Annotated in this window: 34 protein-coding genes; all 34 read left to right on the forward strand. The window is 46.2% G+C overall.

Features of this window, described 5'->3' with window-relative positions; translation table 11 throughout:
* Nucleotides 1-132: 132 nt before the first annotated feature.
* The gene (gene rpoB, locus I2H74_RS23495; RefSeq protein ID WP_195576682.1) at nt 133-3,675 is read left to right on the forward strand and encodes a DNA-directed RNA polymerase subunit beta; all 3,543 of its coding nucleotides are present in this window, start codon (nt 133-135) and stop codon (nt 3,673-3,675) included.
* A 181-nt stretch (nt 3,676-3,856) separates the two neighbouring features.
* A complete protein-coding gene (rpoC, locus tag I2H74_RS23500; RefSeq protein ID WP_195576683.1) occupies nt 3,857-7,474 on the forward strand; it encodes a DNA-directed RNA polymerase subunit beta' in 3,618 nt (1,205 codons plus the stop codon).
* Between the two features lie 219 nt (nt 7,475-7,693).
* A complete protein-coding gene (locus I2H74_RS23505; RefSeq protein ID WP_195576684.1) occupies nt 7,694-7,951 on the forward strand; it encodes a ribosomal L7Ae/L30e/S12e/Gadd45 family protein in 258 nt (85 codons plus the stop codon).
* A 130-nt stretch (nt 7,952-8,081) separates the two neighbouring features.
* A complete protein-coding gene (gene rpsL, locus I2H74_RS23510) occupies nt 8,082-8,504 on the forward strand; it encodes a 30S ribosomal protein S12 (RefSeq protein WP_195576685.1) in 423 nt (140 codons plus the stop codon).
* A gap of 47 nt (nt 8,505-8,551) precedes the next feature.
* Nucleotides 8,552-9,022, forward strand: coding sequence for a 30S ribosomal protein S7 (gene rpsG / locus I2H74_RS23515; RefSeq protein ID WP_195576686.1), 471 nt, complete (start codon nt 8,552-8,554; stop codon nt 9,020-9,022).
* Nucleotides 9,023-9,078: 56 nt separating this feature from the next.
* Nucleotides 9,079-11,154, forward strand: a complete 2,076-nt coding sequence (gene fusA / locus I2H74_RS23520; RefSeq protein ID WP_195576687.1) for an elongation factor G — start codon at nt 9,079-9,081, stop codon at nt 11,152-11,154.
* A 102-nt stretch (nt 11,155-11,256) separates the two neighbouring features.
* Entirely contained in the window at nt 11,257-12,447 is a 1,191-nt protein-coding gene (gene tuf, locus I2H74_RS23525) for an elongation factor Tu (RefSeq protein WP_195576688.1), read from the forward strand.
* 363 nt (nt 12,448-12,810) lie between these two features.
* Nucleotides 12,811-13,119, forward strand: coding sequence for a 30S ribosomal protein S10 (gene rpsJ / locus I2H74_RS23530; protein ID WP_006676490.1), 309 nt, complete (start codon nt 12,811-12,813; stop codon nt 13,117-13,119).
* A gap of 51 nt (nt 13,120-13,170) precedes the next feature.
* Nucleotides 13,171-13,794: a 50S ribosomal protein L3 gene (gene rplC, locus I2H74_RS23535; protein WP_195576689.1), complete on the forward strand. Its 624-nt coding sequence runs from the start codon at nt 13,171-13,173 to the stop codon at nt 13,792-13,794.
* Nucleotides 13,795-13,819: 25 nt separating this feature from the next.
* Nucleotides 13,820-14,443, forward strand: coding sequence for a 50S ribosomal protein L4 (rplD, locus tag I2H74_RS23540; protein WP_195576690.1), 624 nt, complete (start codon nt 13,820-13,822; stop codon nt 14,441-14,443).
* Nucleotides 14,443-14,733 carry a 50S ribosomal protein L23 gene (gene rplW, locus I2H74_RS23545; protein ID WP_195576691.1) on the forward strand — a complete coding sequence of 97 codons (291 nt, stop codon included), beginning with the start codon at nt 14,443-14,445 and terminating at the stop codon, nt 14,731-14,733. The genes rplD and rplW overlap by 1 nt, the downstream gene beginning before the upstream one ends.
* 31 nt (nt 14,734-14,764) lie before the next feature.
* On the forward strand, nt 14,765-15,595 hold the full coding sequence (rplB, locus tag I2H74_RS23550) for a 50S ribosomal protein L2 (RefSeq protein WP_195576692.1): 831 nt from the start codon (nt 14,765-14,767) through the stop codon (nt 15,593-15,595).
* Nucleotides 15,596-15,667: 72 nt separating this feature from the next.
* Nucleotides 15,668-15,946: a 30S ribosomal protein S19 gene (gene rpsS, locus I2H74_RS23555; protein WP_195576693.1), complete on the forward strand. Its 279-nt coding sequence runs from the start codon at nt 15,668-15,670 to the stop codon at nt 15,944-15,946.
* Between the two features lie 33 nt (nt 15,947-15,979).
* On the forward strand, nt 15,980-16,312 hold the full coding sequence (gene rplV, locus I2H74_RS23560) for a 50S ribosomal protein L22 (protein ID WP_085498998.1): 333 nt from the start codon (nt 15,980-15,982) through the stop codon (nt 16,310-16,312).
* A 13-nt stretch (nt 16,313-16,325) separates the two neighbouring features.
* Nucleotides 16,326-16,991 carry a 30S ribosomal protein S3 gene (rpsC, locus tag I2H74_RS23565; protein WP_085499000.1) on the forward strand — a complete coding sequence of 222 codons (666 nt, stop codon included), beginning with the start codon at nt 16,326-16,328 and terminating at the stop codon, nt 16,989-16,991.
* A gap of 2 nt (nt 16,992-16,993) precedes the next feature.
* Nucleotides 16,994-17,431 (forward strand): 50S ribosomal protein L16, encoded by a 438-nt coding sequence (gene rplP, locus I2H74_RS23570; protein ID WP_085499002.1) that lies wholly within the window; start codon nt 16,994-16,996, stop codon nt 17,429-17,431.
* Complete coding sequence (gene rpmC / locus I2H74_RS23575) at nt 17,418-17,618, forward strand: 50S ribosomal protein L29 (RefSeq protein WP_085499004.1); 201 nt, start codon at nt 17,418-17,420, stop codon at nt 17,616-17,618. Before rplP ends, rpmC begins: the two co-directional genes overlap by 14 nt.
* Nucleotides 17,619-17,677: 59 nt before the next feature.
* Nucleotides 17,678-17,941: a 30S ribosomal protein S17 gene (gene rpsQ, locus I2H74_RS23580; protein WP_085499006.1), complete on the forward strand. Its 264-nt coding sequence runs from the start codon at nt 17,678-17,680 to the stop codon at nt 17,939-17,941.
* A gap of 35 nt (nt 17,942-17,976) precedes the next feature.
* Complete coding sequence (rplN, locus tag I2H74_RS23585) at nt 17,977-18,345, forward strand: 50S ribosomal protein L14 (RefSeq protein ID WP_195576694.1); 369 nt, start codon at nt 17,977-17,979, stop codon at nt 18,343-18,345.
* A 42-nt stretch (nt 18,346-18,387) separates the two neighbouring features.
* Nucleotides 18,388-18,741, forward strand: a complete 354-nt coding sequence (gene rplX, locus I2H74_RS23590) for a 50S ribosomal protein L24 (protein WP_085499009.1) — start codon at nt 18,388-18,390, stop codon at nt 18,739-18,741.
* Nucleotides 18,742-18,767: 26 nt separating this feature from the next.
* The gene (gene rplE, locus I2H74_RS23595) at nt 18,768-19,310 is read left to right on the forward strand and encodes a 50S ribosomal protein L5 (RefSeq protein ID WP_195576695.1); all 543 of its coding nucleotides are present in this window, start codon (nt 18,768-18,770) and stop codon (nt 19,308-19,310) included.
* Nucleotides 19,311-19,370: 60 nt separating this feature from the next.
* The gene (locus tag I2H74_RS23600; RefSeq protein WP_085499012.1) at nt 19,371-19,556 is read left to right on the forward strand and encodes a type Z 30S ribosomal protein S14; all 186 of its coding nucleotides are present in this window, start codon (nt 19,371-19,373) and stop codon (nt 19,554-19,556) included.
* 32 nt (nt 19,557-19,588) lie between these two features.
* Complete coding sequence (rpsH, locus tag I2H74_RS23605; RefSeq protein WP_085499014.1) at nt 19,589-19,987, forward strand: 30S ribosomal protein S8; 399 nt, start codon at nt 19,589-19,591, stop codon at nt 19,985-19,987.
* 32 nt (nt 19,988-20,019) lie between these two features.
* Complete coding sequence (gene rplF, locus I2H74_RS23610) at nt 20,020-20,562, forward strand: 50S ribosomal protein L6 (protein ID WP_195576696.1); 543 nt, start codon at nt 20,020-20,022, stop codon at nt 20,560-20,562.
* Between the two features lie 62 nt (nt 20,563-20,624).
* Complete coding sequence (gene rplR, locus I2H74_RS23615) at nt 20,625-20,996, forward strand: 50S ribosomal protein L18 (RefSeq protein ID WP_195576697.1); 372 nt, start codon at nt 20,625-20,627, stop codon at nt 20,994-20,996.
* A 27-nt stretch (nt 20,997-21,023) separates the two neighbouring features.
* Nucleotides 21,024-21,521: a 30S ribosomal protein S5 gene (rpsE, locus tag I2H74_RS23620; protein WP_085499020.1), complete on the forward strand. Its 498-nt coding sequence runs from the start codon at nt 21,024-21,026 to the stop codon at nt 21,519-21,521.
* Nucleotides 21,522-21,534: 13 nt separating this feature from the next.
* Nucleotides 21,535-21,720 (forward strand): 50S ribosomal protein L30, encoded by a 186-nt coding sequence (gene rpmD / locus I2H74_RS23625; RefSeq protein WP_195576698.1) that lies wholly within the window; start codon nt 21,535-21,537, stop codon nt 21,718-21,720.
* Nucleotides 21,721-21,794: 74 nt separating this feature from the next.
* Nucleotides 21,795-22,235 carry a 50S ribosomal protein L15 gene (gene rplO, locus I2H74_RS23630; RefSeq protein ID WP_085499024.1) on the forward strand — a complete coding sequence of 147 codons (441 nt, stop codon included), beginning with the start codon at nt 21,795-21,797 and terminating at the stop codon, nt 22,233-22,235.
* Nucleotides 22,235-23,533: a preprotein translocase subunit SecY gene (gene secY / locus I2H74_RS23635; RefSeq protein ID WP_195576699.1), complete on the forward strand. Its 1,299-nt coding sequence runs from the start codon at nt 22,235-22,237 to the stop codon at nt 23,531-23,533. The genes rplO and secY overlap by 1 nt, the downstream gene beginning before the upstream one ends.
* Before the next feature lie 143 nt (nt 23,534-23,676).
* The gene (locus I2H74_RS23640; RefSeq protein ID WP_195576700.1) at nt 23,677-24,321 is read left to right on the forward strand and encodes an adenylate kinase; all 645 of its coding nucleotides are present in this window, start codon (nt 23,677-23,679) and stop codon (nt 24,319-24,321) included.
* A gap of 4 nt (nt 24,322-24,325) precedes the next feature.
* Nucleotides 24,326-25,078, forward strand: coding sequence for a type I methionyl aminopeptidase (gene map / locus I2H74_RS23645; RefSeq protein WP_195576701.1), 753 nt, complete (start codon nt 24,326-24,328; stop codon nt 25,076-25,078).
* A gap of 9 nt (nt 25,079-25,087) precedes the next feature.
* Nucleotides 25,088-25,399: a KOW domain-containing RNA-binding protein gene (locus I2H74_RS23650; protein WP_195576702.1), complete on the forward strand. Its 312-nt coding sequence runs from the start codon at nt 25,088-25,090 to the stop codon at nt 25,397-25,399.
* Nucleotides 25,400-25,401: 2 nt separating this feature from the next.
* Nucleotides 25,402-25,617 (forward strand): translation initiation factor IF-1, encoded by a 216-nt coding sequence (gene infA / locus I2H74_RS23655; RefSeq protein ID WP_006676514.1) that lies wholly within the window; start codon nt 25,402-25,404, stop codon nt 25,615-25,617.
* Between the two features lie 42 nt (nt 25,618-25,659).
* On the forward strand, nt 25,660-25,773 hold the full coding sequence (rpmJ, locus tag I2H74_RS23660; RefSeq protein WP_003333770.1) for a 50S ribosomal protein L36: 114 nt from the start codon (nt 25,660-25,662) through the stop codon (nt 25,771-25,773).
* The last annotated feature ends 1 nt before the right edge of the window (nt 25,774 follow it).

The raw sequence follows: 25,774 nt of genomic DNA on the forward strand, positions 1-25,774 counted from the left end.
TTTTTTGTCTTTTGCTTCTCACAATTCCAAATTATTACGTTTTGGGTGTCCCTTTCGTGGACTTTATTATAAAGGATGACGAAAAGGATTCGCAATCCATTTTTTTTAGTAGACATGAGGGGTGAGTATAAGTTGGCAGGACATCTTGTTCAAAATGGACGACGCACTCGGCGTAGTTACGCGCGCATCAAAGAGGTTCTCGAAGTTCCGAACTTGATTGAAATCCAACAGAAATCGTACCAATGGTTTTTGGATGAAGGATTGAGAGAAATGTTCCAAGACATCTCTCCAATTCAGGATTTCACAGGTAATCTTGTTCTGGAATTCGTCGATTACAGCTTAGGTGAGCCGAAATACTCGGTCGATGAATCAAAAGAACGTGATGTAACATATGCAGCACCACTTCGTGTGAAGGTGCGCCTTCTTAATAAAGAAACCGGAGAGGTGAAGGAACAAGAAGTATTCATGGGTGATTTCCCGCTCATGACAGAAACAGGTACCTTCATTATCAACGGCGCAGAACGCGTAATCGTCAGCCAGTTAGTTCGATCCCCAAGTGTCTATTTCAGCACGAAACTTGACAAGAACGGGAAGAAAAACTACTCGGCTACCGTTATTCCTAACCGTGGTGCGTGGCTTGAATTAGAGACAGATGCGAAGGATATCATCTATGTGCGTATTGATCGCACACGTAAGATTCCTGTTACTGTTCTCTTGCGTGCGCTTGGTTTCGGTACGGATGAGCAAATCTTAGAGTTGCTCGGACACGATGAATATATTCGCAATACGCTGGACAAGGACAACACGGATTCCACAGAGAAAGCGCTGATTGAGATCTATGAGCGCCTTCGTCCGGGCGAACCGCCTACGCTTGACAATGCGAAGAGCTTGTTGATCGCTCGCTTCTTTGATCCAAAGCGTTATGATCTGGCGAATGTTGGTCGTTATAAGATCAACAAGAAGCTCCATATCAAAAACCGTTTGTTCAATCAACGTTTGGCTGAAACTTTGATTGACGTTGAAACAGGAGAGATCATTGCAGAAGCTGGTCAAATGATTGACCGTCGTCTTCTCGATGAGATTATGCCTCGTCTTGAATCCGATGTTGGTTTCAAGAATTATCAAGTTGCAGGCGGAGTGATGGAGTCGGAAGATATTCCTCTCCAATGCATTAATGTATTCTCCCCGATTGAAGACGGGAAAGTCATTAAAGTTATTTCCAACGGCTTGATTGACAAGTCCGTTAAACATATCACGCAATCTGATATCATTGCATCGATTAACTATTTCATTAATCTCTTGCATGGTATCGGTGATACAGACGATATCGACCATTTGGGCAATCGTCGTTTGCGTTCCGTAGGTGAGCTCCTTCAGAACCAATTCCGTATTGGTTTGTCCCGTATGGAACGTGTGGTTCGTGAACGTATGTCCATCCAGGATGCGAACGTGATTACGCCTCAGGCATTGATCAACATTCGTCCTGTGATTGCGTCGATCAAGGAGTTCTTCGGTAGCTCCCAGCTTTCGCAGTTTATGGACCAAACGAACCCGCTTGCTGAGCTGACGCATAAACGCCGCTTGTCTGCATTGGGACCTGGCGGTCTCACGCGTGAGCGTGCAGGCTTTGAAGTTCGAGACGTTCACCCATCTCACTATGGTCGTATGTGTCCAATTGAGACTCCAGAGGGTCCGAACATCGGTTTGATCAACTCCTTGTCTACATTCGCTCGTGTGAACGAGTATGGATTTATCGAAGCGCCATATCGCTGGATAGATCCGAAGACAGGTAAGGTTACCGATCATATCGATTACATGACAGCTGACGAAGAAGACAACTATGTTGTTGCTCAGGCGAACGCTCCTCTGGATGATGACGGTTCGTTCCGCGATGAGACAGCGATTGTTCGTTATAACAAACAATCCGACAACATTTTGACGATGCCTACTGAACGTATTGACTACATGGACGTATCGCCAAAACAGGTTGTATCTGTCGCAACAGCGCTTATTCCGTTCTTGGAAAACGATGACTCCAACCGTGCGCTCATGGGATCAAACATGCAGCGTCAGGCGGTACCTCTTTTGATACCGCAAGCGCCATTCGTTGGTACAGGTATGGAACACAAGTCTGCTAAAGACTCTGGTGTATGTATTGTATCCAAAGTGGACGGAATTGTTGAACGTGTAAACGCCAATGAAATTCAAGTCCGCGAGGTTCAAGTTATCGATGGTAGAGAGGTCCGCGGCGACCTTGTTAAATATAAGCTTCAAAAATTCATGCGTTCCAACCAAGGTACTTGCATCAACCAACGTCCTCTTGCGAAAAAAGGTGACATGGTGAAGAAGGGTGACATCCTTGCAGATGGTCCTTCTACAGAAATGGGTGAATTGGCGCTTGGACGCAACGTGGTCGTTGCCTTCATGACATGGGAAGGTTACAACTACGAGGATGCGATTCTGTTGTCTGAGAAGCTCGTGAAAGAAGACGTGTATACCTCCATTCACATTGAGGAGTATGAGTCTGAAGCGCGTGATACGAAGCTTGGGCCAGAAGAGATCACTCGTGACATCCCTAACGTAGGTGAAGAAGCGCTGAAGAACTTGGATGAGCGCGGGATTATCCGTGTTGGTGCTGAGATCAAGGCGGGCGACATCCTCGTTGGTAAAGTTACGCCTAAAGGTGTAACGGAGCTGACAGCGGAAGAACGCTTGCTCCATGCGATCTTCGGTGAAAAAGCTCGCGAAGTTCGAGATACTTCCTTGCGTGTGCCTCATGGTACTGACGGTATTGTCGTAGACGTGAAAGTCTTTACTCGTGAGAATGGCGATGAGTTGCCACCAGGTGTTAATCAACTCGTTCGTGCTTATATTGCGCAAAAACGTAAGATCTCTGAAGGGGATAAGATGGCGGGACGTCACGGTAACAAGGGTGTCATCGCTCGTATCCTTCCAGAAGAAGATATGCCGTTCCTTCCAGATGGAACGCCAGTTCAAGTCGTCTTGAACCCACTAGGTGTACCATCTCGTATGAATATTGGTCAGGTGCTCGAGGTTCACTTGGGTATGGCCGCTCGTTACCTCGGTATGCACATGGCTACGCCAGTATTTGATGGTGCGACAGAGTATGACGTATTCGATACGATGGAAGAAGCAGGCATGCAGCGCAATGGTAAGACGGTCTTGTATGATGGACGTACAGGTGAACGCTTCGAGCGCGAAGTAACTGTAGGCGTCATGTACATGATCAAACTGGCGCACATGGTTGACGATAAGATCCATGCACGTTCAACTGGTCCATACTCGCTTGTTACGCAGCAGCCGCTCGGTGGTAAAGCACAGTTCGGTGGACAGCGCTTCGGTGAGATGGAGGTATGGGCACTTGAGGCATATGGTGCAGCCTACACGCTTCAAGAAATTCTTACCGTTAAGTCAGATGACGTGGTTGGCCGCGTGAAGACGTACGAATCGATCGTCAAAGGCGAGAACGTTCCAGAACCGGGTGTTCCTGAATCCTTCAAGGTATTGATTAAGGAGCTTCAAAGCTTGGGTATGGACGTGAAGATCTTGACTGAGAATGAAGAAGAGATCGAAATGCGCGAATTTGATGAAGATGACGACGTACCGCAAGATAAGCTGAATCTTGGCTTAGATGACGATTACGCTGTGGAGTAAACTTTTAGGCTGCGGTGGTGGGCGATTTAGGCGCTTAGCCACCGCGGCGTGATTTTTCTCCATTTGTCGATATACGATGGTTAGGGTTGAGCTGCATAAGGCAGCTTTCATCCGAAGTTCACTAGGCCGTCTGTAATCAAGACGGTGATCTCAAGTACAGATTAAGGAGGGTCGCTCCTAGATGGACGTCAACAATTTTGAATTTATGAAGATTGGTCTCGCCTCTCCGGAGAAAATTCGTTCCTGGTCCCGTGGTGAAGTAAAGAAGCCAGAAACGATTAACTATCGTACGCTTAAGCCAGAAAAAGAAGGCTTGTTCTGCGAAAAGATTTTTGGTCCTACAAAGGACTGGGAATGTCATTGTGGTAAATATAAGCGTGTTCGTTACAAAGGAGTCGTTTGTGACCGATGCGGAGTTGAAGTTACGCGTCAAAAAGTACGCCGTGAGCGTATGGGTCATATCGAGCTTGCAGCTCCTGTTTCTCACATTTGGTACTTCAAAGGGATTCCAAGCCGTATGGGTCTGGCTCTTGATATGTCGCCTCGTTCCTTGGAAGAGATCATTTATTTCGCTTCCTACGTGGTAACAGATCCAGGTGATACGCCGCTTGAGAAGAAACAGCTTCTTTCCGAGAAGGAATATCGCAGTTACCGTGAAAAGTATGGTCATGCATTCTCCGCTGGTATGGGTGCAGAAGCCGTTAAAAAGCTTCTTCAAGATCTCGATCTTGATAAAGAAATGGATGCATTGAAAGAAGAGCTTCGTACAGCACAAGGACAACGCCGTAACCGTGCGATTAAGCGTCTTGAAGTGATCGAAGCATTCCGCAATTCCGGCAACAATCCGGATTGGATGATTCTTGATGTGCTACCGGTTATCCCGCCAGAGCTTCGTCCAATGGTTCAATTGGACGGCGGACGCTTTGCTACATCCGACTTGAACGACTTGTATCGTCGTGTTATCAACCGGAACAACCGTTTGAAACGTTTGCTTGATCTGGGCGCTCCAGACATCATCGTGCAAAACGAGAAGCGCATGCTTCAAGAAGCGGTTGATGCCCTGATCGATAACGGTCGTCGCGGCCGTCCAGTTACGGGCCCTGGTAACCGCCCGTTGAAATCTTTGAGCCACATGCTCAAAGGTAAACAAGGTCGTTTCCGTCAAAACTTGCTCGGTAAACGTGTTGACTATTCCGGTCGTTCCGTTATCGTCGTAGGACCAAGCTTGAAGATGTATCAATGCGGTCTTCCGAAGGAAATGGCATTGGAATTGTTCAAGCCGTTTGTCATGAAAGAGCTTGTAAATAAAGGCTTGGCACACAACATCAAGAGTGCAAAGCGCAAAGTTGAACGTGTAAGTCCAGAAGTATGGGATGTGCTCGAGGAAGTTATTCGTGAGCATCCGGTACTGTTGAACCGTGCGCCGACGCTTCACAGACTTGGTATTCAAGCATTTGAACCAATTCTTGTTGAAGGCCGTGCAATCAAGCTTCACCCACTCGTATGTACAGCGTATAACGCTGACTTCGACGGTGACCAAATGGCGGTTCACGTTCCATTGTCCGCAGAAGCACAAGCCGAAGCTCGTCTTCTCATGTTGGCAGCAGGTAACATCTTGAACCCTAAAGATGGTAAGCCAGTTGTAACACCGTCTCAGGATATGGTTCTTGGTTCTTACTTCTTGACGATGGACAACAAAGAAGCGAAAGGCTCAGGCATGCTGATCGGCTCCGTTCACGAAGCGGTATCTGCATATCAACGTGAGATTGCTTCCCTTCATGCACGTGTTGTTATTCCGGTTCGTGCATTGAATAAAACGAGCTTTACTGAAAAACAGCAAAATGCGCTGCTCGTTACAACGGTTGGCCGCATTATCTTTAACGAAATCTTCCCTGAAGATTTCCCATATATCAATGAAGCGACAAAACGCAACCTGTTCGATGGAACGCCAGATGAATACTTTATCTATGATAAAGGTGCGGATATCAACGCTATTATCGACAGCATTCCTCAATCAGGTGCAGTAGGTAAAGACTACTTGGGTCAAATCATTGCTCGCTGCTTCGAAGTCTTCCATACGACGAAGACATCAGTGATCTTGGATAAGATCAAGCAGCTTGGCTTTACGTATTCGACTCGCGCGGGTATCTCTATCGCTGTAGCGGACGTTGTCGTTCCGCAAGAAAAAGTCGAGATTCTTAAAGAGTCCGAAGAAAAAGTTAAGGTCATTATGAACCAATATCGTCGTGGTTTGATCACGAACGAAGAGCGTTATGACCGTATTATCGATATTTGGTCCAAGTCGAAGGATCAATTGACAGATATCTTGCTGAAGTCCATGGATCGTTACAATTCCATCATGCTGATGGTTGATTCCAAGGCACGGGGTAACAAATCCCAGATTACTCAGCTTGGTGGTATGCGCGGTCTCATGGCGAACCCGTCTGGTCGCATCATCGAGTTGCCAATCAAATCGAACTTCCGTGAGGGCTTAACGGTCTTGGAGTACTTTATCTCCACACACGGTGCGCGTAAAGGTCTTGCCGATACCGCCCTTCGTACCGCTGACTCCGGTTACTTGACTCGTCGTCTTGTCGACGTTGCGCAAGATGTTATTGTTCGTGAAGATGATTGTGGAACCGATAAAGGCTTTATGGTTAGCAACATCTCCGATGGTAAAGAAGTCATCGAGGGCTTGTATGACCGTATCGAAGGCCGTTACTCCTTCCAGACGGTTAAGCATCCAGAGACAGGTGAAGTGCTTGTCAACCGCAATGAGCTGATTGATTCTGATAAAGCAGAAGCAATCGTCAAAGCTGGCGTGAAGCAGCTTCAAATCCGTTCTGTGCTTAGCTGCCGTACGCGTCATGGCGTATGTAAGAAGTGTTATGGCCGCAACTTAGCAACAGGACAACACGTGGAGATTGGGGAAGCAGTTGGTATTATCGCTGCTCAATCCATCGGGGAACCAGGAACACAGCTCACGATGCGTACGTTCCACACCGGTGGTGTTGCGGGAGACGATATTACACAAGGTTTGCCGCGTATCCAAGAGTTGTTCGAGGCGCGTAATCCGAAAGGTCAAGCGACAATCTCTGAGATCGATGGTGTCATCAAAGAGATCCGCGAGGTAAAAGACCGTCGTGAAATCGAGGTTCAAGGCGAAGCAGAAACGAAAGTCTATGCTGCAAGCTATGGTTCCCGTATCCGCGTCCATGAAGGTCAGACTATTGAAGCTGGTGACGAAATCACCGAAGGTTCCATTGATCCGAAGGAAATGCTTCGCATCAAAGGTATTCGTGGCGTGCAGAACTACATTCTGCAGGAAGTACAGCGCGTTTACCGTAACCAAGGGGTAGAAATCAACGACAAGCACGTTGAAGTTATGATTCGTCAGATGCTCCGCAAGATCCGCATTATCGACAATGGCGATACAACGCTATTGCCTGGTTCATTTGTGGATATGCATGAGTATGAAGAAGCGAATAAAGTTGCGATCGTTGCAGATAAAGAGCCTGCTGTTGCTAAACCAGTTCTGCTTGGTATTACAAAAGCATCTCTTGAGACGGACTCCTTCTTGTCCGCTGCTTCCTTCCAGGAGACGACTCGTGTCCTGACAGATGCAGCTATCAAAGGCAAGGTTGACCAACTTCTTGGTCTTAAAGAGAACGTTATTATCGGTAAGCTGATCCCTGCAGGTACAGGTATGAGCCGTTACCGTAATGTAAAAGTGACCAACCCGCTTAACGAACAAATGGAAGAAGCTTTTGAGCAAGCCGGTGTAGGCGTAGCTGAATAAGCTTCTTGGAAATAACAGGCATGCTGTCGGTGCAGTTCCGCTTAGGAATTGCACCGAACTAGCTGCATGAAGGAAAGACGGGCTTCCAAACATTTGCTTATCCAGGTAAAATGAGTTAATTTTTCGATGGATAAAAATCGCTTGACACTACAAAATCAAAGTGCTAAGATATCGTAGTGTGCCCAAGACATTTGCCTGTGCTTTTGGAGGATGTTGTCGATGTCTAATGATAATAATCTACAGGATGCCAAGGTCAAGATTGGGACGAAGCAGACATTGAAGATGGTTGAACAGGATTTGGCCATTGAAGTTTATGTCGCTTTAGACGCTGACGCCAAGCTGATATCGAGGATCACGAATCTTTGTCGCAAGAAGGCTGTTAAGATTACAGAAGTCGCGACAATGAAGGAACTTGGAAAAGTTTGTGGAATCGATGTTGGTGCAGCAATGGTAGCTGTTGTTAATGAAGATTCGTAACCGATGTTTTTGTTGAGGAACTAAGCTCCGAAGCAAAAACTTTTCATTTGTTCATTTATGAACCGCCTGGGTCTGTGGGCATAAATGATCGAATTGTAAAGGTGTTATTACATGGGAAGGGGGTGGCAACATGCCAACAATCAACCAATTGGTTCGTAAGGGCCGTAAAGCTAAAGTAACGAAATCCAAATCCCCAGCATTGCAAAAAGGTTTCAACGCCTTGAAACGTGCTGAAACAGATTTGAGTGCACCTCAAAAACGTGGTGTATGTACTCGTGTAGGTACAATGACTCCGAAGAAACCGAACTCCGCGCTTCGTAAGTACGCTCGTGTACGTTTGACGAACCGTGTTGAGGTTACTGCATATATCGGTGGTATTGGTCACAACTTGCAAGAGCACAGTGTTGTTCTCGTTCGTGGTGGTCGTGTTAAAGACCTTCCGGGTGTTCGTTACCACATCGTTCGCGGTGCTCTTGATACTGCTGGTGTGAACAACCGTATGCAAGCTCGTTCTAAATACGGTACGAAACGTCCAAAAGAGAAAAAACAATAAGCTAGTTTCATGATAAAACATGAACTTTTCTGGAAAGGGGGATTACAATGCCACGCAAAGGACCAGTAACAAAGCGTGATGTATTGCCAGATCCGGTATACAACAGCAAGTTGGTAACTCGCTTGATCAACCGTGTAATGATCGACGGTAAACGTGGTGTTGCTCAAACCATTCTTTACGACGCATTCAAGTCCGTTGAAGAGCGCACAGGTAAAGATCCTATGGAAGTATTTGAAGCAGCACTCAAAAACATTATGCCCGTTCTTGAAGTTAAAGCTCGCCGTGTAGGTGGTTCTAACTATCAAGTGCCTATCGAAGTTAAACCAGAGCGTCGTGTTTCTTTGGGGCTTCGTTGGTTGGTTAACTATTCGCGTAATCGCGGTGAAAAAACAATGCAAGAGCGTTTGGCAGCTGAGATTATCGATGCTTCCAACAACACTGGAGCAGCTGTTAAGAAACGTGAAGATACGCACAAAATGGCTGAAGCGAACAAAGCATTCGCACACTACCGCTGGTAGGATTGAGCAGAGCTTAGCTCGTTTTCACCAACTCATATTTGAAGGGAGATCCACACATGGCAAGACAGTTCTCCTTGGCAAATACGCGTAACATCGGAATCATGGCTCACATCGATGCCGGTAAAACAACAACTACGGAGCGTATCTTGTTCTACACAGGCCGTACTCACAAGATTGGTGAGGTGCACGAAGGTGCTGCAACAATGGACTGGATGGAGCAAGAGCAAGAGCGTGGTATCACGATTACTTCCGCGGCAACAACTGCACAGTGGAAGGGTCATCGTGTAAATATCATCGATACTCCGGGTCACGTTGACTTTACGGTAGAGGTTGAGCGTTCCCTTCGCGTATTGGACGGAGCCGTAGGCGTTTTCTCTGCAAAAGAAGGCGTAGAACCGCAATCAGAAACGGTATGGCGTCAAGCTGACCGTTACGGCGTACCTCGTATTGCTTACGTTAACAAAATGGACATCATTGGCGCTGACTACCTCAACGTTATCCAGTCCATGAAGGATCGTTTGCAAGCGAACGCTGTTGCGATTCAATTGCCAATCGGCGCAGAAAATGATTTCAAAGGCATCATTGACCTTGTTGAGCTGAAAGCTCACATCTTCAAAGATGATCTTGGTCGTGATGTTGATATTATCGACGTTCCAGAAGAGTTCAAAGATCAAGTCGAAGAACTTCGTATGGAACTCGTTGAGAAAGTCGCAGAACTTGATGAAGAATTGATGATGAAATACCTTGAAGGCGAAGAGCTTACGGTTGAAGAAATCAAAGCTGGTCTCCGTAAAGGTGTATGTAGCGTTCAAATCTTCCCAGTAGTATGCGGTTCTTCTTACAGAAACAAAGGCGTTCAGATGATGATTGATGCAGTAGTTGACTACTTGCCATCTCCTCTGGATGTTCCAGATATTAAAGGTCAACTTGAAGATGGTGAAGAAGTGGTTCGTCACTCTTCTGATGAAGAGCCATTCGCTGCACTTGCGTTCAAGATTATGACTGACCCTTACGTTGGTAAGTTGACGTTCTTCCGTGTGTATTCCGGTATTTTGAACTCCGGTTCTTATGTCCTGAATGCGACAAAAGGTAAACGTGAGCGTATCGGACGTATCCTTCAAATGCATGCTAACAGCCGTGAAGAAATCGACGTAGTATACGCTGGTGACATCGCTGCTGCAGTAGGTTTGAAAGATACAGGTACAGGTGATACACTGTGTGATGAGAAACATCCGGTTATCTTGGAGTCCATGGACTTCCCAGATCCAGTTATCGAGATCGCAGTTGAGCCTAAGACCAAAGCTGACCAAGACAAGATGGGTGTTGCACTCAGCAAATTGACTGAGGAAGATCCAACTCTTCGCGCTCATACAGACGAAGAAACGGGACAAACCATCTTGGCTGGTATGGGTGAGCTCCATTTGGAGATCATCATCGACCGTATGCGTCGTGAGTTCAAAGTAGACACGAATGTTGGTAAGCCGCAAGTTGCTTATCGCGAAACATTCAAGTCTGCTGCTAAAGTCGAAGGTAAGTTCGTGCGCCAGTCTGGTGGTCGCGGTCAATACGGTCACGTATGGATCGAGTTCCAACCACAAGAGCCAGGCCAAGGCTTCTCCTTTGAGAACAAAATCGTCGGTGGTGTCGTTCCTCGTGAATACGTACCTGCTGTTCAAGCGGGTATCGAAGAATCCATGAAGAACGGTGTACTTGCTGGTTTCCCTCTCGTAGATATCAAAGCAACAATCTTCGACGGATCTTACCATGACGTTGACTCCAGTGAAATGGCGTTTAAGATTGCTGGTTCCATGGCGCTTAAGGCAGCTAAGGATAAGTGTAATCCAGTACTTCTTGAGCCAATCATGAAAGTTGAAGTTACAGTGCCAGAAGAGTACATGGGTGATGTTATGGGTATGCTGAATTCTCGTCGTGGACGTATCGAAGGTATGGATTCCCGTGGTGGTGCACAAATTATCCGTGCTAAGGTACCTCTCGCTGAGATGTTCGGTTACTCTACAACACTTCGCTCCGGTACGCAAGGTCGCGGCGTGTTCTCGATGGAACTTTCTCACTATGAAGAAGTTCCACGCAGTATCTCCGAAGAGATTATTGCTAAGCACAAAGGCGAATAATCACGTTTCGTAGTGTTTCATATGGCCGGCTTAAGACGAATATCGCTGGAGTCGGCCTCCTAAATACATTCTATATTCCACGATTAAGGAGGAATTGTTCAAATGGCAAAGGCAAAATTTGAACGTAATAAACCGCACGTTAACATTGGTACTATCGGTCACGTTGACCATGGTAAAACTACTTTGACTGCTGCTATCACAACTGTATTGTCCAAGCGTTATGGTGGTGCTGCAATCGCATTTGACCAAATCGATAAAGCTCCAGAAGAGCGCGAGCGCGGTATCACAATCTCTACTTCTCACGTAGAGTACGAAACACCTAACCGTCACTATGCACACGTTGACTGCCCAGGTCACGCTGACTATGTTAAAAACATGATCACTGGTGCTGCTCAAATGGACGGCGCGATCCTCGTTGTATCTGCAGCTGATGGTCCAATGCCACAAACTCGTGAGCACATTCTTCTTTCCCGCCAAGTAGGCGTACCATACATCGTAGTGTTCTTGAACAAATGCGATATGGTTGAAGATGAAGAGTTGCTTGAATTGGTTGAAATGGAAGTTCGCGATCTCTTGAGCGAATATGAATTCCCTGGAGACGACACTCCAATCATCCGTGGTTCCGCTCGTGAAGCTCTTATGAACCCAGATGGCGAGTGGGCTGACAAGATCGTTGAAATGTTCGAGCAAATCGATACTTACATCCCAACTCCAGAACGCGACACTGACAAGCCTTTCTTGATGCCTGTTGAGGACGTATTCTCCATCACTGGCCGTGGTACAGTTGCTACAGGTCGTGTAGAGCGCGGTACTGTTAAAGTAGGCGACGAGATCGAAATCGTTGGTATCCAAGAAGAAACTCGCAAGTCTGTAGTAACAGGCGTTGAGATGTTCCGTAAACTTCTTGATTCCGCTCAAGCTGGTGACAACATCGGTGCATTGCTCCGTGGTGTTGACCGTTCCGATATCGAGCGCGGTCAAGTATTGGTTAAACCAGGTACAGTTAAACCTCACACTGAGTTCACTGCTCAAGTGTACGTTTTGACTAAAGAAGAGGGTGGCCGTCATAAGCCGTTCTTCACTGGTTACCGTCCACAATTCTATTTCCGTACAACTGACGTAACAGGCGTTATCGACCTGCCAGAAGGTACTGAAATGGTTATGCCTGGCGACAACATCACTGTATCTGTTAAATTGATCAACCCTATCGCTATCGAAGAAGGTACTCGCTTCGCGATTCGCGAAGGCGGTCGTACTGTAGGTGCAGGTGCGGTTGCATCCATTCAAAAATAATAGAAGCTAATCGCTTCTTTCAATCCCTTAGCCGCTTGGCTAAGGGATTGTTTTATTTATGGGAAATACCCACTGCAGTACCATGAGTTACCGTGGCTTTGCAGGGCTTGACCATATATAATGGATAAAGTGATTTGGCTCAAAATGAATTGTATGAAGTTTCTAGTCGATTGTATGTATGAAATTTAGACAAATGCTTGCAATTGCCTAGAAGTTTATATATAATAGTGAATGTTGTTCGTCGACGTTGCGATGAAGTGAGAGGTTACTGACACACCCGGCCCCTTTGCCATGGGTGGTGTGACAGAAAATTTTCACGGAGTATGTCCGATGCAAAATTGGGCGATTAAAGGAGGGAATGAAATGGCAAAGCAAAAAATTCGTATTCGCTTGAAAGCATACGACCACAGAATTCTTGATCAATCCGCAGAGAAAATTGTTGAAACAGCGAAGCGTTCCGGTGCAGGTGTATCTGGTCCGATTCCGTTGCCAACTGAGAAGCAAGTGATCACTATTCTTCGTGCGGTGCACAAGTATAAGGATTCTCGTGAGCAATTCGAGATGCGTACTCATAAGCGCTTGATCGATATTGTGAATCCTACACCGCAAACAGTTGATGCGTTGATGAGACTGGACCTGCCGTCCGGTGTAGATATCGAAATCAAACTGTAAGCTTAGCAATTAACACACGATTGTATTTATGGAAGGAAAAGAGGTGTCAACATGAAAGGTATCTTAGGAAAAAAACTCGGCATGACTCAAGTGTTTACCCCTGAAGGTAATGTTTTGCCGGTAACCGTGATTGAAGCTGGTCCTAGCGTCGTTCTTCAAAAGAAAGATGTAGAGAATGATGGTTATGAAGCGATCCAAATCGGCTATGCTGATAAAAAGGAAAAAAACGCTAACAAACCTGAACTCGGCCATGCAAAGAAAGCTAACACAACGCCTAAGCGCTACGTTAAAGAACTTCGTGGTATCGATCTTTCTCAATATGAGGTTGGCCAGGAGTTGAAAGCCGACATTTTCACTGAAGGCGAATTTGTTGACGTAACAGGCATTTCAAAAGGTAAAGGCTTCGCCGGCGTTATCAAACGTTGGGGACAAAGCCGCGGTCCAATGGCTCACGGTTCCCGTTACCATCGTAGACCAGGTTCCATGGGTTCCATTCAAGCGAACCGCGTCCCTAAAGGCAAACGTCTTCCAGGACACATGGGTACCGACACGATCACGATTCAAAACCTTGAAGTTGTTAAAGTGGATACAGAACGCAATGTTATCCTCGTTAAAGGCTCCATTCCAGGTGCTAAAAACAGCTTCGTTAAAATTAGATCTTCTGTTAAGAAGTAATTGTTAAGGAAAGGAGGAGCTTAGAATGCCTAAAGTAGCAGTATACAACATTTCCGGTGCACAAGTTGGCGAGATTGAACTTGCAGACAGCGTATTCGGAATTGAGCCTAACAAACATGTTCTTCATGATGCGGTTGTTATGCAGCTTGCATCCATGCGTCAAGGTACGCACAAAGTTAAAGGACGTTCTGAGGTACGCGGCGGTGGCCGTAAGCCATGGAAACAAAAAGGAACTGGCCGTGCGCGTCAAGGTTCGATCCGTTCTCCACAATGGGTTGGCGGCGGTACTGTATTCGGTCCTACACCACGCAGCTATTCTTATAAGCTTCCAAAGAAAGTTCGTCGTCTTGCGATCAAATCTGCGCTTTCTACTAAAGTGTTGGAAAATCAAATCATCGTATTGGATGAGTTGGCTATGAACGCACCTAAGACAAAAGAATTCCAAGCTATGCTTAATAACCTTAAAGTAGATCGCAAAGCACTTGTGGTTGTGCCTGAGTACAACGACAATGTAGCGCTCTCCGCTCGTAATATCCCATCTGTTAAATTGGTGGCAGCTGATGGAGTGAACGTGTATGACGTACTTCGTCATCAAAAGCTCATCATTACGAAGGATGCGGTTTCGAAGGTAGAGGAGGTGTTCGCATAATGAAGGATCCTCGCGATATCATTATTCGTCCGATCATTACTGAGCGCACTGCTGAGATGATGGACGGTCTGAAGTACGTATTCGAAGTGGATATCCGTGCTAACAAGACTGAGATCAAGAATGCTGTAGAACAAATTTTCAAAGTAAAAGTAGCGAACGTGAACACTTTGCGTGTTCCTGCCAAGCCTAAACGCTATGGCCGTCACAGTGGCTATACTTCCGAATGGAAGAAAGCTTTTGTTACTTTGACTTCTGATAGCAAGCCACTTGAGTTTTTTGAAACTGTATAATTAAAAGTCTTGAGGTAAGGAGGGAAAACTAGTGCCTATCAAAAAGTATAAACCGACATCCCCGGCTCGTCGTGCTATGAGTGTTTCTACATTCGAAGAAATCACAACAAGCACTCCGGAGAAATCGTTGCTTGCGCCTCTTAGCAAAAAGGCTGGACGCAACAACCAAGGTAAAATTACGACTCGCCACCATGGCGGAGGTCACAAACGTAAGTACCGTGTGATCGACTTCAAACGTAACAAAGATGGCATTCAAGGCCGCGTTGCTACAATCGAGTACGATCCAAACCGTACTTCCAACATCGCATTGATCAACTATGAAGACGGTGAGAAGCGTTATATTATCGCTCCTAAAGGTCTTAAAGTTGGCGATGTAATCATGTCTGGTGCAGGTGCTGATATCAAAATCGGTAACGCTATGCCGCTTGAAAACATTCCAGTGGGTACAGTTATCCACAATATCGAATTGCAACCAGGTAAAGGTGGTCAGTTGGTTCGCGCCGCTGGTACGGAAGCGCAATTGCTTGGTAAAGAAGAACGTTATGTAACAATTCGTTTGTCTTCTGGTGAAGTTCGCAAAGTGCTGAAAGTATGCCGTGCGACTATCGGATCCGTAGGTAACGGTGACCATGAGCTTATCAAAGTTGGTAAAGCTGGTCGTAGTCGTTGGATGGGCAAACGTCCTACTGTCCGCGGGGTTGTAATGAACCCAGTTGATCACCCACACGGTGGTGGTGAAGGACGCGCGCCAATCGGACGTAAATCTCCGTTGTCTCCATGGGGCAAACCGACACTTGGTTACAAAACGCGTAAAAAAGGTAAGCAATCCGACAAATATATTGTTCGTCCACGCACGAAGTAATATAAGCTCGGTGACATATCGAAGCATTGTAACAAAAGAACGATACAGGTTTCCTGAAGGGAGGATTTACACATGGGTCGCAGTTTGAAAAAGGGGCCATTCGTAGATGGTCACTTGATGAAGAAAGTTGAAGTGATGAACGAAACAGAGAAAAGAACTGTTGTGAAGACTTGGTCTCGTCGTTCTACTATTTTTCCTCAATTCATCGGTCATACATTTGCGGTATATGACGGCCGTAAACACGTGCCTGTGTATGTAACAGAGGACATGGTGGGTCACAAACTTGGTGAATTCGCACCTACTCGTACGTACAAAGGTCATGACGACGATAAGAAAACGGGTAAACGTTAATATTGAACATCGAAATTGAGGGGAGGTACTACCATGCAAGCGAAAGCTCATGCGAAGAACGTTCGCATCGCTCCTCGTAAAGTTAAGCTCGTGATCGACTTGATCCGTGGCAAGCAAGTAGGCGAAGCGATTGCGATTCTGCGTCACACGCCAAAATCAGCTTCTCCAGTAGTTGAGAAGTTGCTGAACTCTGCGATTGCAAATGCAGAACACAACTATCAAATGGACGTGAATAAACTTGTAATCGAGCAAGTTTATGCAAATGAAGGTCCAACGTTGAAACGTTTCCGTCCTCGTGCTATGGGACGTGCAAGCCGTATCAACAAGAGAACAAGCCACATTACAATCGTGGTATCCGAGAAATAAGGAGGGAAAATGTGTGGGCCAAAAGGTAAATCCCGTCGGACTTCGAGTGGGTATCATTCGTGATTGGGAATCAAAATGGTACGCTGACAAAGACTTCGGTACATTGTTGATTGAAGACGTAAAAATTCGTGAGTACCTTAAGAATAAATTGAAAGATGCAGCAGTATCCCGCATCGAGATCGAACGCGCAGCTAATCGCGTGAACGTGACTATCCACACTGCGAAACCAGGTATGGTTATCGGTAAGGGTGGTTCAGAAGTTGAAGCACTTCGTCGCGAAGTAACAAAGATCGCGAAGGACAAAAAAGTGCACATCAACATCTCTGAAATCAAAACTCCAGACATGGATGCAATCCTTGTTGCTGAGAGTATCGCACAACAATTGGAGCGCCGCGTTTCATTCCGTCGTGCTTTGAAACAAGCAATCCAACGCACAATGCGTGCTGGTGCAAAAGGAATCAAAACATCGGTTAGCGGTCGTTTGGGCGGTGCCGAGATCGCTAGAACAGAAGGATACAGCGAAGGAACTGTACCACTTCATACGCTTCGCGCAGACATTGACTATGGCACAGCTGAAGCACACACCACATACGGCCGTATCGGCGTAAAAGTGTGGATCTATCGTGGAGAGGTACTTCCTGCGGCTAAGAAAAAGGCTGTTGAGGAAGGAGGCAACTAATCATGTTGGTACCTAAACGTGTGAAACATCGCAAGCAATTTAGACCGACAATGAAGGGTCGCGCTAAAGGCGGCACTACTGTGAACTTCGGTGAGTACGGTTTGCAAGCTTTGGAACCAGTATGGATCACAAACCGTCAAATCGAGTCCGCTCGTATTGCGATGACTCGTTATATCAAGCGTGGTGGTAAGGTTTGGATTAAAATCTTCCCAGACAAACCGATTACAGCTAAGCCTCTCGAAGTTCGTATGGGTAGCGGTAAAGGTAACGTCGAAAAATGGGTAGCAATTGTTAAGCCAGGTAAAATCATGTTCGAACTTTCCGGTGTGCCTGAGGAAGTTGCTCGTGAAGCGATGCGCCTTGCTGCACATAAGCTGCCGTGCAAGACGAAGTTCGTGAAACGTGAAGAAATGGGTGGTGAAGCAAATGAAAGCAACTGAATTCCGCAACTTGACCACTGCTGAACTTGAACAAAAGATTGTTGGATTCAAGGAAGAGCTCTTCAACCTCCGTTTTCAATTGGCTACTGGACAGCTTGACAACCCAACACGTATCCGTGACGTACGTAAAGCAATTGCACGTGCTAAAACGGTTTTGCGTGAAAGAGAACTTGGGATTAGCGGTTAATTGACGTCAATATTGACTGAAAATAGAGATCCTGTATCCAGGAAGGAGGCAAGACACTCATGAGTGAACGTAACGCTCGTAAAGTACAAATTGGCAAAGTGGTCAGCGACAAAATGGACAAAACAATCGTTGTAGCGGTTGAAACGTACAAAAAGCATGACTTGTACCACAAGCGCATTAAATATACGAAGAAGTTCAAAGCTCACGATGAGAACAACGAAGCGAAAATCGGTGATACTGTCAAAATCATGGAGACTCGTCCGCTGTCTAAAGACAAGCGCTGGAGACTCGTTGAAGTAGTAGAGAAAGCCGTTATCGTTTAATGTTCGGTTAGCTTGACCGAAAGGAGGAAAACAGAATGATTCAACCATTTACACGTTTAGCTGTAGCAGATAACTCTGGTGCGAAAGAATTGATGTGTATCCGTGTCTTGGGTGGTACTGGACGTCGTGTAGGCCACATCGGAGACGTTATCGTGTGCTCTGTCAAACAAGCAACACCAGGCGGCGTTGTCAAAAAGGGTGACGTTGTAAAGGCGGTTATCGTTCGTACGAAGCGTTCGGTTCGCCGTAAAGACGGTTCCTACATTGCATTTGATGAGAATGCAGCGGTAATCGTAAAAGACGACAAAGGACCACGCGGAACACGTATTTTCGGACCAGTTGCTCGCGAACTTCGCGATAAAGACTTCATGAAAATCGTTTCCCTGGCACCGGAAGTGATCTAACAAGTAATTGCCGCTATAGGCAAGTCTCAGGAGGTGTGACACATGCCACGAATGAAGAAAGTTCTCGAGTCGCATAACAACAAATTGCACGTTAAAAAAGACGACACAGTTATCGTTATTTCCGGTAAGGATAAAGGTAAAAAAGGTCGTGTTATCGCGGCTTATCCTCGTATGAACCGCGTGCTTGTTGAGGGTGTGAACATGGTGAAGAAGCACCAGAAGCCTAACCAAGCTAACCCACAGGGCGGGATCATCGAGCAGGAAGCACCAATCCACGTTTCCAACGTAATGCACGTGGATCCGAAGTCCGGTAAAGTAACACGTATTGGTTACAAAGTATTGGAGAACGGCAAAAAAGTACGTGTTGCAAAACGCTCCGGCGAAATTATTGACTAATCGCTAGGAAAGGAGGTCCATTACTAATGGCAGCTCGCATGAAAGAACGTTTCTTGAACGAAATTACTCCTGCTTTGATGCAGAAGTTCAACTATACATCCGTTATGCAAGTACCTAAAGTAGAAAAAATCGTCATCAACATTGGTATGGGTGAGGCAGTTTCTAACTCTAAGGTCTTGGATTCAGCTGTTGCTGAATTGGAGCAAATTGCAGGTCAAAAGCCTGTCATTACTCGCGCTAAGAAATCCATCGCAGGCTTCAAGCTTCGTGAGGGAATGCCGATCGGTGTTAAAGTAACATTGCGCGGTGACAAAATGTATTACTTCTTGGACAAATTGTTCAACGTTACACTTCCACGTGTACGTGACTTCCGCGGTATCTCCAACAAAGCATTTGATGGACGCGGTAACTACACACTTGGTCTTAAGGAGCAAATCATCTTCCCAGAGATCGAGTATGATAAAATCGATAAAGTTCGCGGTATGGACATCGTTATCGTTACTACAGCGAAAACAGACGAAGAATCCCGTGAATTGTTGACGCAACTCGGCATGCCTTTCGCGAAGTAATGTTCGTAAGGTCGGAAAAGTTCATGATTATGAATGAAAGTATTTAGGAGGTGTCAACACGTGGCAAAAACTTCGATGCTCGTCAAACAACAACGCAACCCGAAGTTCAAAGTGCGTGCATATACACGTTGCGAGCGCTGCGGTCGTCCGCATTCTGTATTGCGTAAATTTAAAATTTGCAGAATTTGTTTCCGCGAATTGGCATATAAAGGCCAGATCCCTGGCGTTAAAAAAGCTAGCTGGTAATCAACCCACTTGCGGGAAGGAGGTTTACACTAATGGTTATGTCTGATCCAATTGCAGATATGCTTACACGCATTCGCAATGCAAATACAGTACGTCATGAGACGGTGGAAATGCCTGCTTCTACTATGAAGAAGCAAATCGCTGAGATTCTGAAGCGTGAAGGTTTCATCCGTGATGCAGAATACATCGATGACAACAAACAAGGGATCATCCGTATCTTCTTGAAATACGGTCAAAACCAAGAGCGTGTCATCACAGGTCTTAAGCGTATCAGTAAACCAGGCTTGCGTGTTTACACGAAGTCTAACGAAGTACCTCGTGTACTTGGTGGTCTTGGTATTGCAATTATCTCAACGTCCAAAGGCGTTGTTACGGATAAAGAAGCTCGTCAAGCTAAAACTGGCGGAGAGGTAGTCTGCTACGTTTGGTAATGAATTGCAGATGATTGGAGGTGCAAGAACACATGTCTCGTATTGGTCGCAAACCAATTAACGTACCAAGTGGTGTTGAGATCACTTTGGTCGACAACGCGATTACGGTTAAAGGACCGAAAGGAACATTGACAAAACCTGTTCATAAGGAAATGCAAGTTTCCGTTGAAGGCAATGAAATCAATGTTGTTCGTCCTTCTGATAATAAACTTCACCGTTCCCTTCACGGAACAACACGCAGCGTCATTAACAACATGGTTAACGGCGTAACAGAAGGTTTCTCCAAGTCTTTGGAGCTTGTGGGTGTTGGTTATCGTGCAAACAAAACAGGTGACAAATTGGTGTTGAACGTTGGATATTCCCATCCAGTTGAAATCACACCTGAGCCAGGCATCGAATTCGAAGTGCCTACTCAAACAAAGATTATCGTTAAAGGTATCGATAAAGAGCGCGTAGGTGCTTATGCAGCGAAGATCCGCTCCGTGCGTGAGCCTGAGCCTTATAAAGGTAAAGGTATCAAGTATGAAGGCGAACGCATCCTGCGTAAGGAAGGTAAAGCAGGCAAGAAGAAGTAAGATCTTGCCTAGCTCGCTTGCCCGTATAGCTTAATTGCTAAACTGAAGGGAGTGAAACATTCGTGATTACAAAAGGCGATAAAAACAAAGCTCGTTTGAAACGTCACCTTCGTGTGCGTAAGAAAATTGAAGGAACGACTGCACGTCCTCGTTTGAACGTATTCCGTTCCTCTAAACATATCTACGCTCAAGTGATTGATGATGCTAATGGCGTGACACTTGCAGCAGCTTCCACTATGGACAAAGAACTTCGTGAGCAAGTTGGTAGTAATGGTGGTAATACTGAAGCAGCACGCAAAGTAGGCGAATTGGTTGCTAAGCGCGCTAAAGATGCTGGTATCTCTGTTGTAGTATTTGACCGTGGAGGATACCTGTATCATGGACGTATTCAAGCATTGGCTGAAGCTGCTCGTGAAGCTGGTCTTGAGTTCTAATCATTGTAAAAAAAGGAGGTTAACGACTTGCGAGTTGATCCAAATACGCTAGAACTGTCTGAAAAAGTTGTTCAAATTAACCGCGTTGCTAAAGTTGTAAAAGGCGGACGCCGTTTTAGCTTTAGTGCACTCGTTGTTGTCGGCGACGGCAAAGGCTGGGTAGGCGCTGGCATCGGTAAAGCTTCTGAAGTTCCGGATGCGATCCGCAAAGGAATCGAAGATGCTAAGAAAAATCTGATTCACGTTCCTTTCGTTGGCACAACAATCCCTCACCAAGTGATTGGTCACTTCGGCGCTGGCCGTGTATTGTTGAAGCCAGCATCTGAAGGTACTGGGGTTATCGCTGGTGGCCCTGTTCGTGCGGTATTGGAGCTGGCTGGTGTAGGCGACATTCTTACGAAATCGCTTGGTTCCGCTAACTCCATGAACATGGTAAATGCAACGCTTGAAGGTCTTTCCCGTTTGAAGACTGCTGAGCAAGTAGCGAAGCTGCGTGGCAAATCCGTTGAGGAACTGTTAGGATAAGGAGGGGACTACGATGGCTAAATTGCAGATTACCCTCGTTCGCAGTCTGATCGGTCGTCCAGAAAATCATCGTAAAACGGTGAACACTTTGGGCCTTCGTAAACTGAATCAGACGGTTGTTCATAACGACAACCCTGCGATTCGCGGCATGGTTAACCAAGTAACTCACTTGGTTAAAGTTGAAGAAATCCAAGGCTAAGCTACGAAGCTTAGCTTCAATGTGTCAAAGACATAAATTTAGTGGCATAAATCATTAAGGAGGTGCGACGAACGATGAAGTTACATGAACTTTCTCCAGCACCTGGTTCCCGCCAAGAGAACTACCGCAAAGGACGCGGTATTGCTTCTGGTAACGGGAAGACTGCAGGTCGCGGTCATAAAGGTCAAAATGCTCGTTCCGGCGGTGGTGTTCGCCCTGGCTTTGAAGGTGGACAGAACCCATTGTACCGTCGTCTGCCTAAGCGCGGTTTCAACAACCCAACTCGCAAAGAGTATGCGGTATTGAATGTGGCTGACTTGAACCGTTTTGCAGCTGGTACTGAAGTTACTCCGGAATTGTTGATGGAGCAAGGCATCGTTAACAACCCAATGAGCGGTATTAAAGTATTGGGTAATGGCGAATTGTCTGTTAGCCTGACTGTTAAAGCTAATAAGTTCTCTCAATCTGCGGTAGAGAAAATCGAGGCTGCCGGCGGTAAATCCGAGGTGATCTAATGTTCAAGACCGTATCCAATATTTGGCGAGTCGAGGATTTAAGACGAAAGATCTTATTTACCCTTATGGTCTTGATCGTGTATCGAGTCGGTTCCTTTATTCCGGTGCCTGGCGTCGATAAGACGGTGTTCGAAACAGCAAACCAAGGTACTGACTTGTTCGCCTTGTTAAATACTTTCTCGGGCGGCGCTTTGTTCAAGTTTTCCATCTTCGCATTAGGGATCATGCCGTACATTACGGCATCGATCATTATGCAGCTGCTTTCCATGGATGTCGTGCCTAAGTTCACGCAATGGTCCAAGGAAGGTGAAGTTGGTAAGCGTAAGATCGCTCAGGTAACGCGTTATGCAACAATCGGCTTAGGTCTCATTCAAGCATTTGGTACAGCGATTGGATTCAACCGCTTGTACGGATTGCAAATGGTTCCGAATGCAACGCTTATGACGTATATCGTCATTGCAATCGTATTGACTGCAGGTACAGCATTCCTGATGTGGTTGGGTGAGCAGATCACCGAGAAGGGAATCGGTAACGGGATTTCGATTTTGATCTTCGCAGGTATCGTGGCGGCTTTCCCGACACATATCGGCCAGATCTATCAATCTCAGTTTGTCGAAAATTCAGGATCTCTGTTCCTTAGCATTGTGAAAGTGCTTGTTATTTTGCTCTTCGTCATCTTCATCATTGTTGGGGTTATCTACATTCAGCAAGGTAATCGCAGAATTCCAGTTCAATACGCAAAACGTGTTGTAGGAAACAAGATGTATGGCGGTCAAAATACCCACATTCCACTCAAAGTGAACGGTGCGGGTGTAATTCCAGTCATCTTCGCAGTATCGTTGCTCATGTTCCCAATTACGATCGCTCAGTTCTGGGCTGACCAATCTTGGGCAAAATGGATTATTAACAACATGTACTACGACAAACCGCTTGGTATGGTGTTGTACGTTCTGTTAATCATCGGCTTTACGTTCTTCTACACGTTCGTTCAAATGAATCCACAGCAAATGGCGGATCAATTGAAGAAGAACGGTGGATACATTCCTGGCATCCGTCCAGGTAAAGCAACAGCAACATACTTGACAAGAGTCATGTCTCGTATTACGCTAGCAGGTGCTTTGTTCTTATCTATCATTTCTGTACTTCCGGTATTCTTCGGCGCTCTTGCTGGGTTGCCACGTGGAGTTCAGATTGGTGGTACTTCCTTGCTGATCGTTGTCGGCGTTGCGCTGGATACGATGAAACAAGTGGAGAGCCAATTGATCAAGCGCCATTACAAAGGTTTTATTAATAAATAGGCAATAGGTTCTGATGGAGCCGTTAAGGCCCCTCGGCACCTATTGTGCTGTTTCTTGCAGAGCAGAGGCTTAACGAATGCCATCGAAAGATAACACTTCCGAAGTAGTTAAGCCTATGCTTACCATAAAGGGAGTGACATTCGATGAACATTCTATTCATGGGGCCTCCTGGGGCAGGTAAAGGGACGCAGGCTGAACGCATTGTTCAAGAGTTCGGTATTCCTCATATCTCCACAGGCGATGCATTCCGTGCAGCGATGCGAGAAGGAACGCCAATCGGCTTAAAGGCAAAGGAATACATGGATAATGGTCTGCTCGTTCCGGATGACGTCACAGTCGGTATCGTGCGCGAACGACTCGCAGCGCCAGACTGTGAACAGGGCTTCCTGTTGGACGGCTTCCCACGTACGTTGGCACAAGCGGAAGCACTTGACGACATCCTTGAAGCCATGGGACGCAAGCTAGATCATGTTGTGAACCTTCATGTTGACCGTGAGCTTTTGCTTGCACGCCTCACTGGCAGACGGATTTGTAAGACTTGCGGTGCAACGTACCATGTCATTTTTAATCCGCCACAACAAGAAGGCATCTGCGATAAGGATCAAGGAGAGCTCTACCAACGTTCCGATGATTCGGAAGAAAAAGTAGGTACTCGCCTCGATGAGTATATCAACAAGACTGCTCCTTTGCTGGACTACTATTCAGAAAAAGGCTTGTTGCGTCAGCTTGACGGGGAGAAGGAAATCGATACGGTGACATCCGAGATCGTATCGCTACTGAGAGGTTAACTCCATGATCATTTGTAAGTCCGAAGTGGAACTTGGCTTCATGAGAGAAGCTGGGCGAATTGTTGCTATGACGCACCGTCTTATGGCGGAGTCCGTCAAACCGGGTATAACAACCCGTGAACTTGATAACATTGCGGAACGGTTCATTCGCAGTCAAGGGGCTACCCCTTCTTTCAAAGGCTATAACGGTTTCTCCGGAAGCATTTGCGCATCAGTTAATGATGAATTGGTGCATGGCATTCCCGGTGATCGCGTCTTAAACGAGGGCGACATCATCAGCATCGACATTGGTGCACAGTATCGTGGATATCACGGTGACTCTGCTTGGACATATGGAGTAGGCACGATCTCAGACAGTGCGAAGAAGCTGCTTGAGGTGACAGAGCGTTCGCTCTATGCCGGACTTGAACTTGTTAAGCCAGATGTTCGTTTATACACGATATCTCATGCTATACAACGTGTGATCGAGGATGCAGGTTTTTCTGTCGTGCGTGAATACGTAGGGCATGGGGTTGGTGCAGATCTGCATGAAGAACCGCAGATCCCAAACTTCGGTACACCTGACCGTGGACCACGGCTTAAGCCGGGTATGACGCTTGCAATTGAACCGATGGTTGTCATCGGAGAGCGTTATGTGAAGACGCTAGCGGACAACTGGACGGTAGTGACGGTGGACGGGACATGGTGTGCTCACTTTGAGCATACTGTAGCTGTAACACCAGATGGTTGCGAGATTTTAACGAAACTTGAAGAGTAGGTGACGGAGATGAAAGACATTCCGACTCCAGTGCTTGGTCAGTTGGTTAAAGTCATTCAAGGTCGTGATGAAGGCTCTTACGCCGTTATCATTGGTATTGAAGAACCGCGATTCGTTATCATAGCGGATGGGGATAAACGAAAGTTTGACCAGCCTAAACGCAAAAACATGCTTCATGTAGAGCTGCAGCAAGCGATAAGTCATGAGGTTGTCGATAGTTTAAAAGAAAGCGGACGGGTTACGAACAGCAAGCTCCGTTACGTGATACAAAACTATACGAAGCAGCTGTCCGCTGCAAATGTGGAAGATAAGGGGGATTAACGTTGGCTAAAGAAGATGTGATTGAAGTCGAAGGAACGGTTATTGAACCGTTGCCCAATGCAACATTCCGTGTGGAACTCGAGAACGGACATCAAATTCTCGCCCATGTTTCAGGAAAGCTGCGGATGCACTTTATCCGTATCCTAACTGGGGACAAAGTGGTCGTACAGTTGTCGCCTTACGATTTGAGCAAAGGTCGCATCACATATCGAAAGTAGCACTCGTCGTGTGAGCAACTTAAGAACTGGGAGGTATTCATCATGAAGGTAAGACCTTCTGTTAAACCTATTTGCGAAAAATGCAAAGTCATTCGCCGCAAAGGTAATGTTATGGTAATCTGTGAAAATCCGAAGCACAAACAAAAACAAGGATAAT

It is taken from the genome of Paenibacillus sp. 1001270B_150601_E10 (assembly GCF_015558675.1).
In the GTDB taxonomy this organism is placed as follows: Bacteria; Bacillota; Bacilli; order Paenibacillales; family Paenibacillaceae; genus Paenibacillus_B.

What these genes read in the sequence shown, in the direction of transcription:
- rpmJ (WP_003333770.1), top strand. Translation starts at nt 25,660, where the DNA reads ATGAAGGTAAGACCTTCTGTTAAACCTATTTGCGAAAAATGCAAAGTC.
- rplV (WP_085498998.1), top strand. Translation starts at nt 15,980, where the DNA reads ATGCAAGCGAAAGCTCATGCGAAGAACGTTCGCATCGCTCCTCGTAAA.
- rplX (WP_085499009.1), top strand. Translation starts at nt 18,388, where the DNA reads ATGCCACGAATGAAGAAAGTTCTCGAGTCGCATAACAACAAATTGCAC.
- rpoC (WP_195576683.1), top strand. Translation starts at nt 3,857, where the DNA reads ATGGACGTCAACAATTTTGAATTTATGAAGATTGGTCTCGCCTCTCCG.
- rpsJ (WP_006676490.1), top strand. Translation starts at nt 12,811, where the DNA reads ATGGCAAAGCAAAAAATTCGTATTCGCTTGAAAGCATACGACCACAGA.
- fusA (WP_195576687.1), top strand. Translation starts at nt 9,079, where the DNA reads ATGGCAAGACAGTTCTCCTTGGCAAATACGCGTAACATCGGAATCATG.
- I2H74_RS23640 (WP_195576700.1), top strand. Translation starts at nt 23,677, where the DNA reads ATGAACATTCTATTCATGGGGCCTCCTGGGGCAGGTAAAGGGACGCAG.
- rpsG (WP_195576686.1), top strand. Translation starts at nt 8,552, where the DNA reads ATGCCACGCAAAGGACCAGTAACAAAGCGTGATGTATTGCCAGATCCG.
- rpsL (WP_195576685.1), top strand. Translation starts at nt 8,082, where the DNA reads ATGCCAACAATCAACCAATTGGTTCGTAAGGGCCGTAAAGCTAAAGTA.
- rplF (WP_195576696.1), top strand. Translation starts at nt 20,020, where the DNA reads ATGTCTCGTATTGGTCGCAAACCAATTAACGTACCAAGTGGTGTTGAG.
- rplP (WP_085499002.1), top strand. Translation starts at nt 16,994, where the DNA reads ATGTTGGTACCTAAACGTGTGAAACATCGCAAGCAATTTAGACCGACA.
- I2H74_RS23650 (WP_195576702.1), top strand. Translation starts at nt 25,088, where the DNA reads ATGAAAGACATTCCGACTCCAGTGCTTGGTCAGTTGGTTAAAGTCATT.
- rplE (WP_195576695.1), top strand. Translation starts at nt 18,768, where the DNA reads ATGGCAGCTCGCATGAAAGAACGTTTCTTGAACGAAATTACTCCTGCT.
- I2H74_RS23505 (WP_195576684.1), top strand. Translation starts at nt 7,694, where the DNA reads ATGTCTAATGATAATAATCTACAGGATGCCAAGGTCAAGATTGGGACG.
- rpmD (WP_195576698.1), top strand. Translation starts at nt 21,535, where the DNA reads ATGGCTAAATTGCAGATTACCCTCGTTCGCAGTCTGATCGGTCGTCCA.
- rplO (WP_085499024.1), top strand. Translation starts at nt 21,795, where the DNA reads ATGAAGTTACATGAACTTTCTCCAGCACCTGGTTCCCGCCAAGAGAAC.
- rplN (WP_195576694.1), top strand. Translation starts at nt 17,977, where the DNA reads ATGATTCAACCATTTACACGTTTAGCTGTAGCAGATAACTCTGGTGCG.
- rpsS (WP_195576693.1), top strand. Translation starts at nt 15,668, where the DNA reads ATGGGTCGCAGTTTGAAAAAGGGGCCATTCGTAGATGGTCACTTGATG.
- rpsQ (WP_085499006.1), top strand. Translation starts at nt 17,678, where the DNA reads ATGAGTGAACGTAACGCTCGTAAAGTACAAATTGGCAAAGTGGTCAGC.
- rpsH (WP_085499014.1), top strand. Translation starts at nt 19,589, where the DNA reads ATGGTTATGTCTGATCCAATTGCAGATATGCTTACACGCATTCGCAAT.
- tuf (WP_195576688.1), top strand. Translation starts at nt 11,257, where the DNA reads ATGGCAAAGGCAAAATTTGAACGTAATAAACCGCACGTTAACATTGGT.
- rplW (WP_195576691.1), top strand. Translation starts at nt 14,443, where the DNA reads ATGAAGGATCCTCGCGATATCATTATTCGTCCGATCATTACTGAGCGC.
- map (WP_195576701.1), top strand. Translation starts at nt 24,326, where the DNA reads ATGATCATTTGTAAGTCCGAAGTGGAACTTGGCTTCATGAGAGAAGCT.
- rplC (WP_195576689.1), top strand. Translation starts at nt 13,171, where the DNA reads ATGAAAGGTATCTTAGGAAAAAAACTCGGCATGACTCAAGTGTTTACC.
- secY (WP_195576699.1), top strand. Translation starts at nt 22,235, where the DNA reads ATGTTCAAGACCGTATCCAATATTTGGCGAGTCGAGGATTTAAGACGA.
- rplD (WP_195576690.1), top strand. Translation starts at nt 13,820, where the DNA reads ATGCCTAAAGTAGCAGTATACAACATTTCCGGTGCACAAGTTGGCGAG.
- rpmC (WP_085499004.1), top strand. Translation starts at nt 17,418, where the DNA reads ATGAAAGCAACTGAATTCCGCAACTTGACCACTGCTGAACTTGAACAA.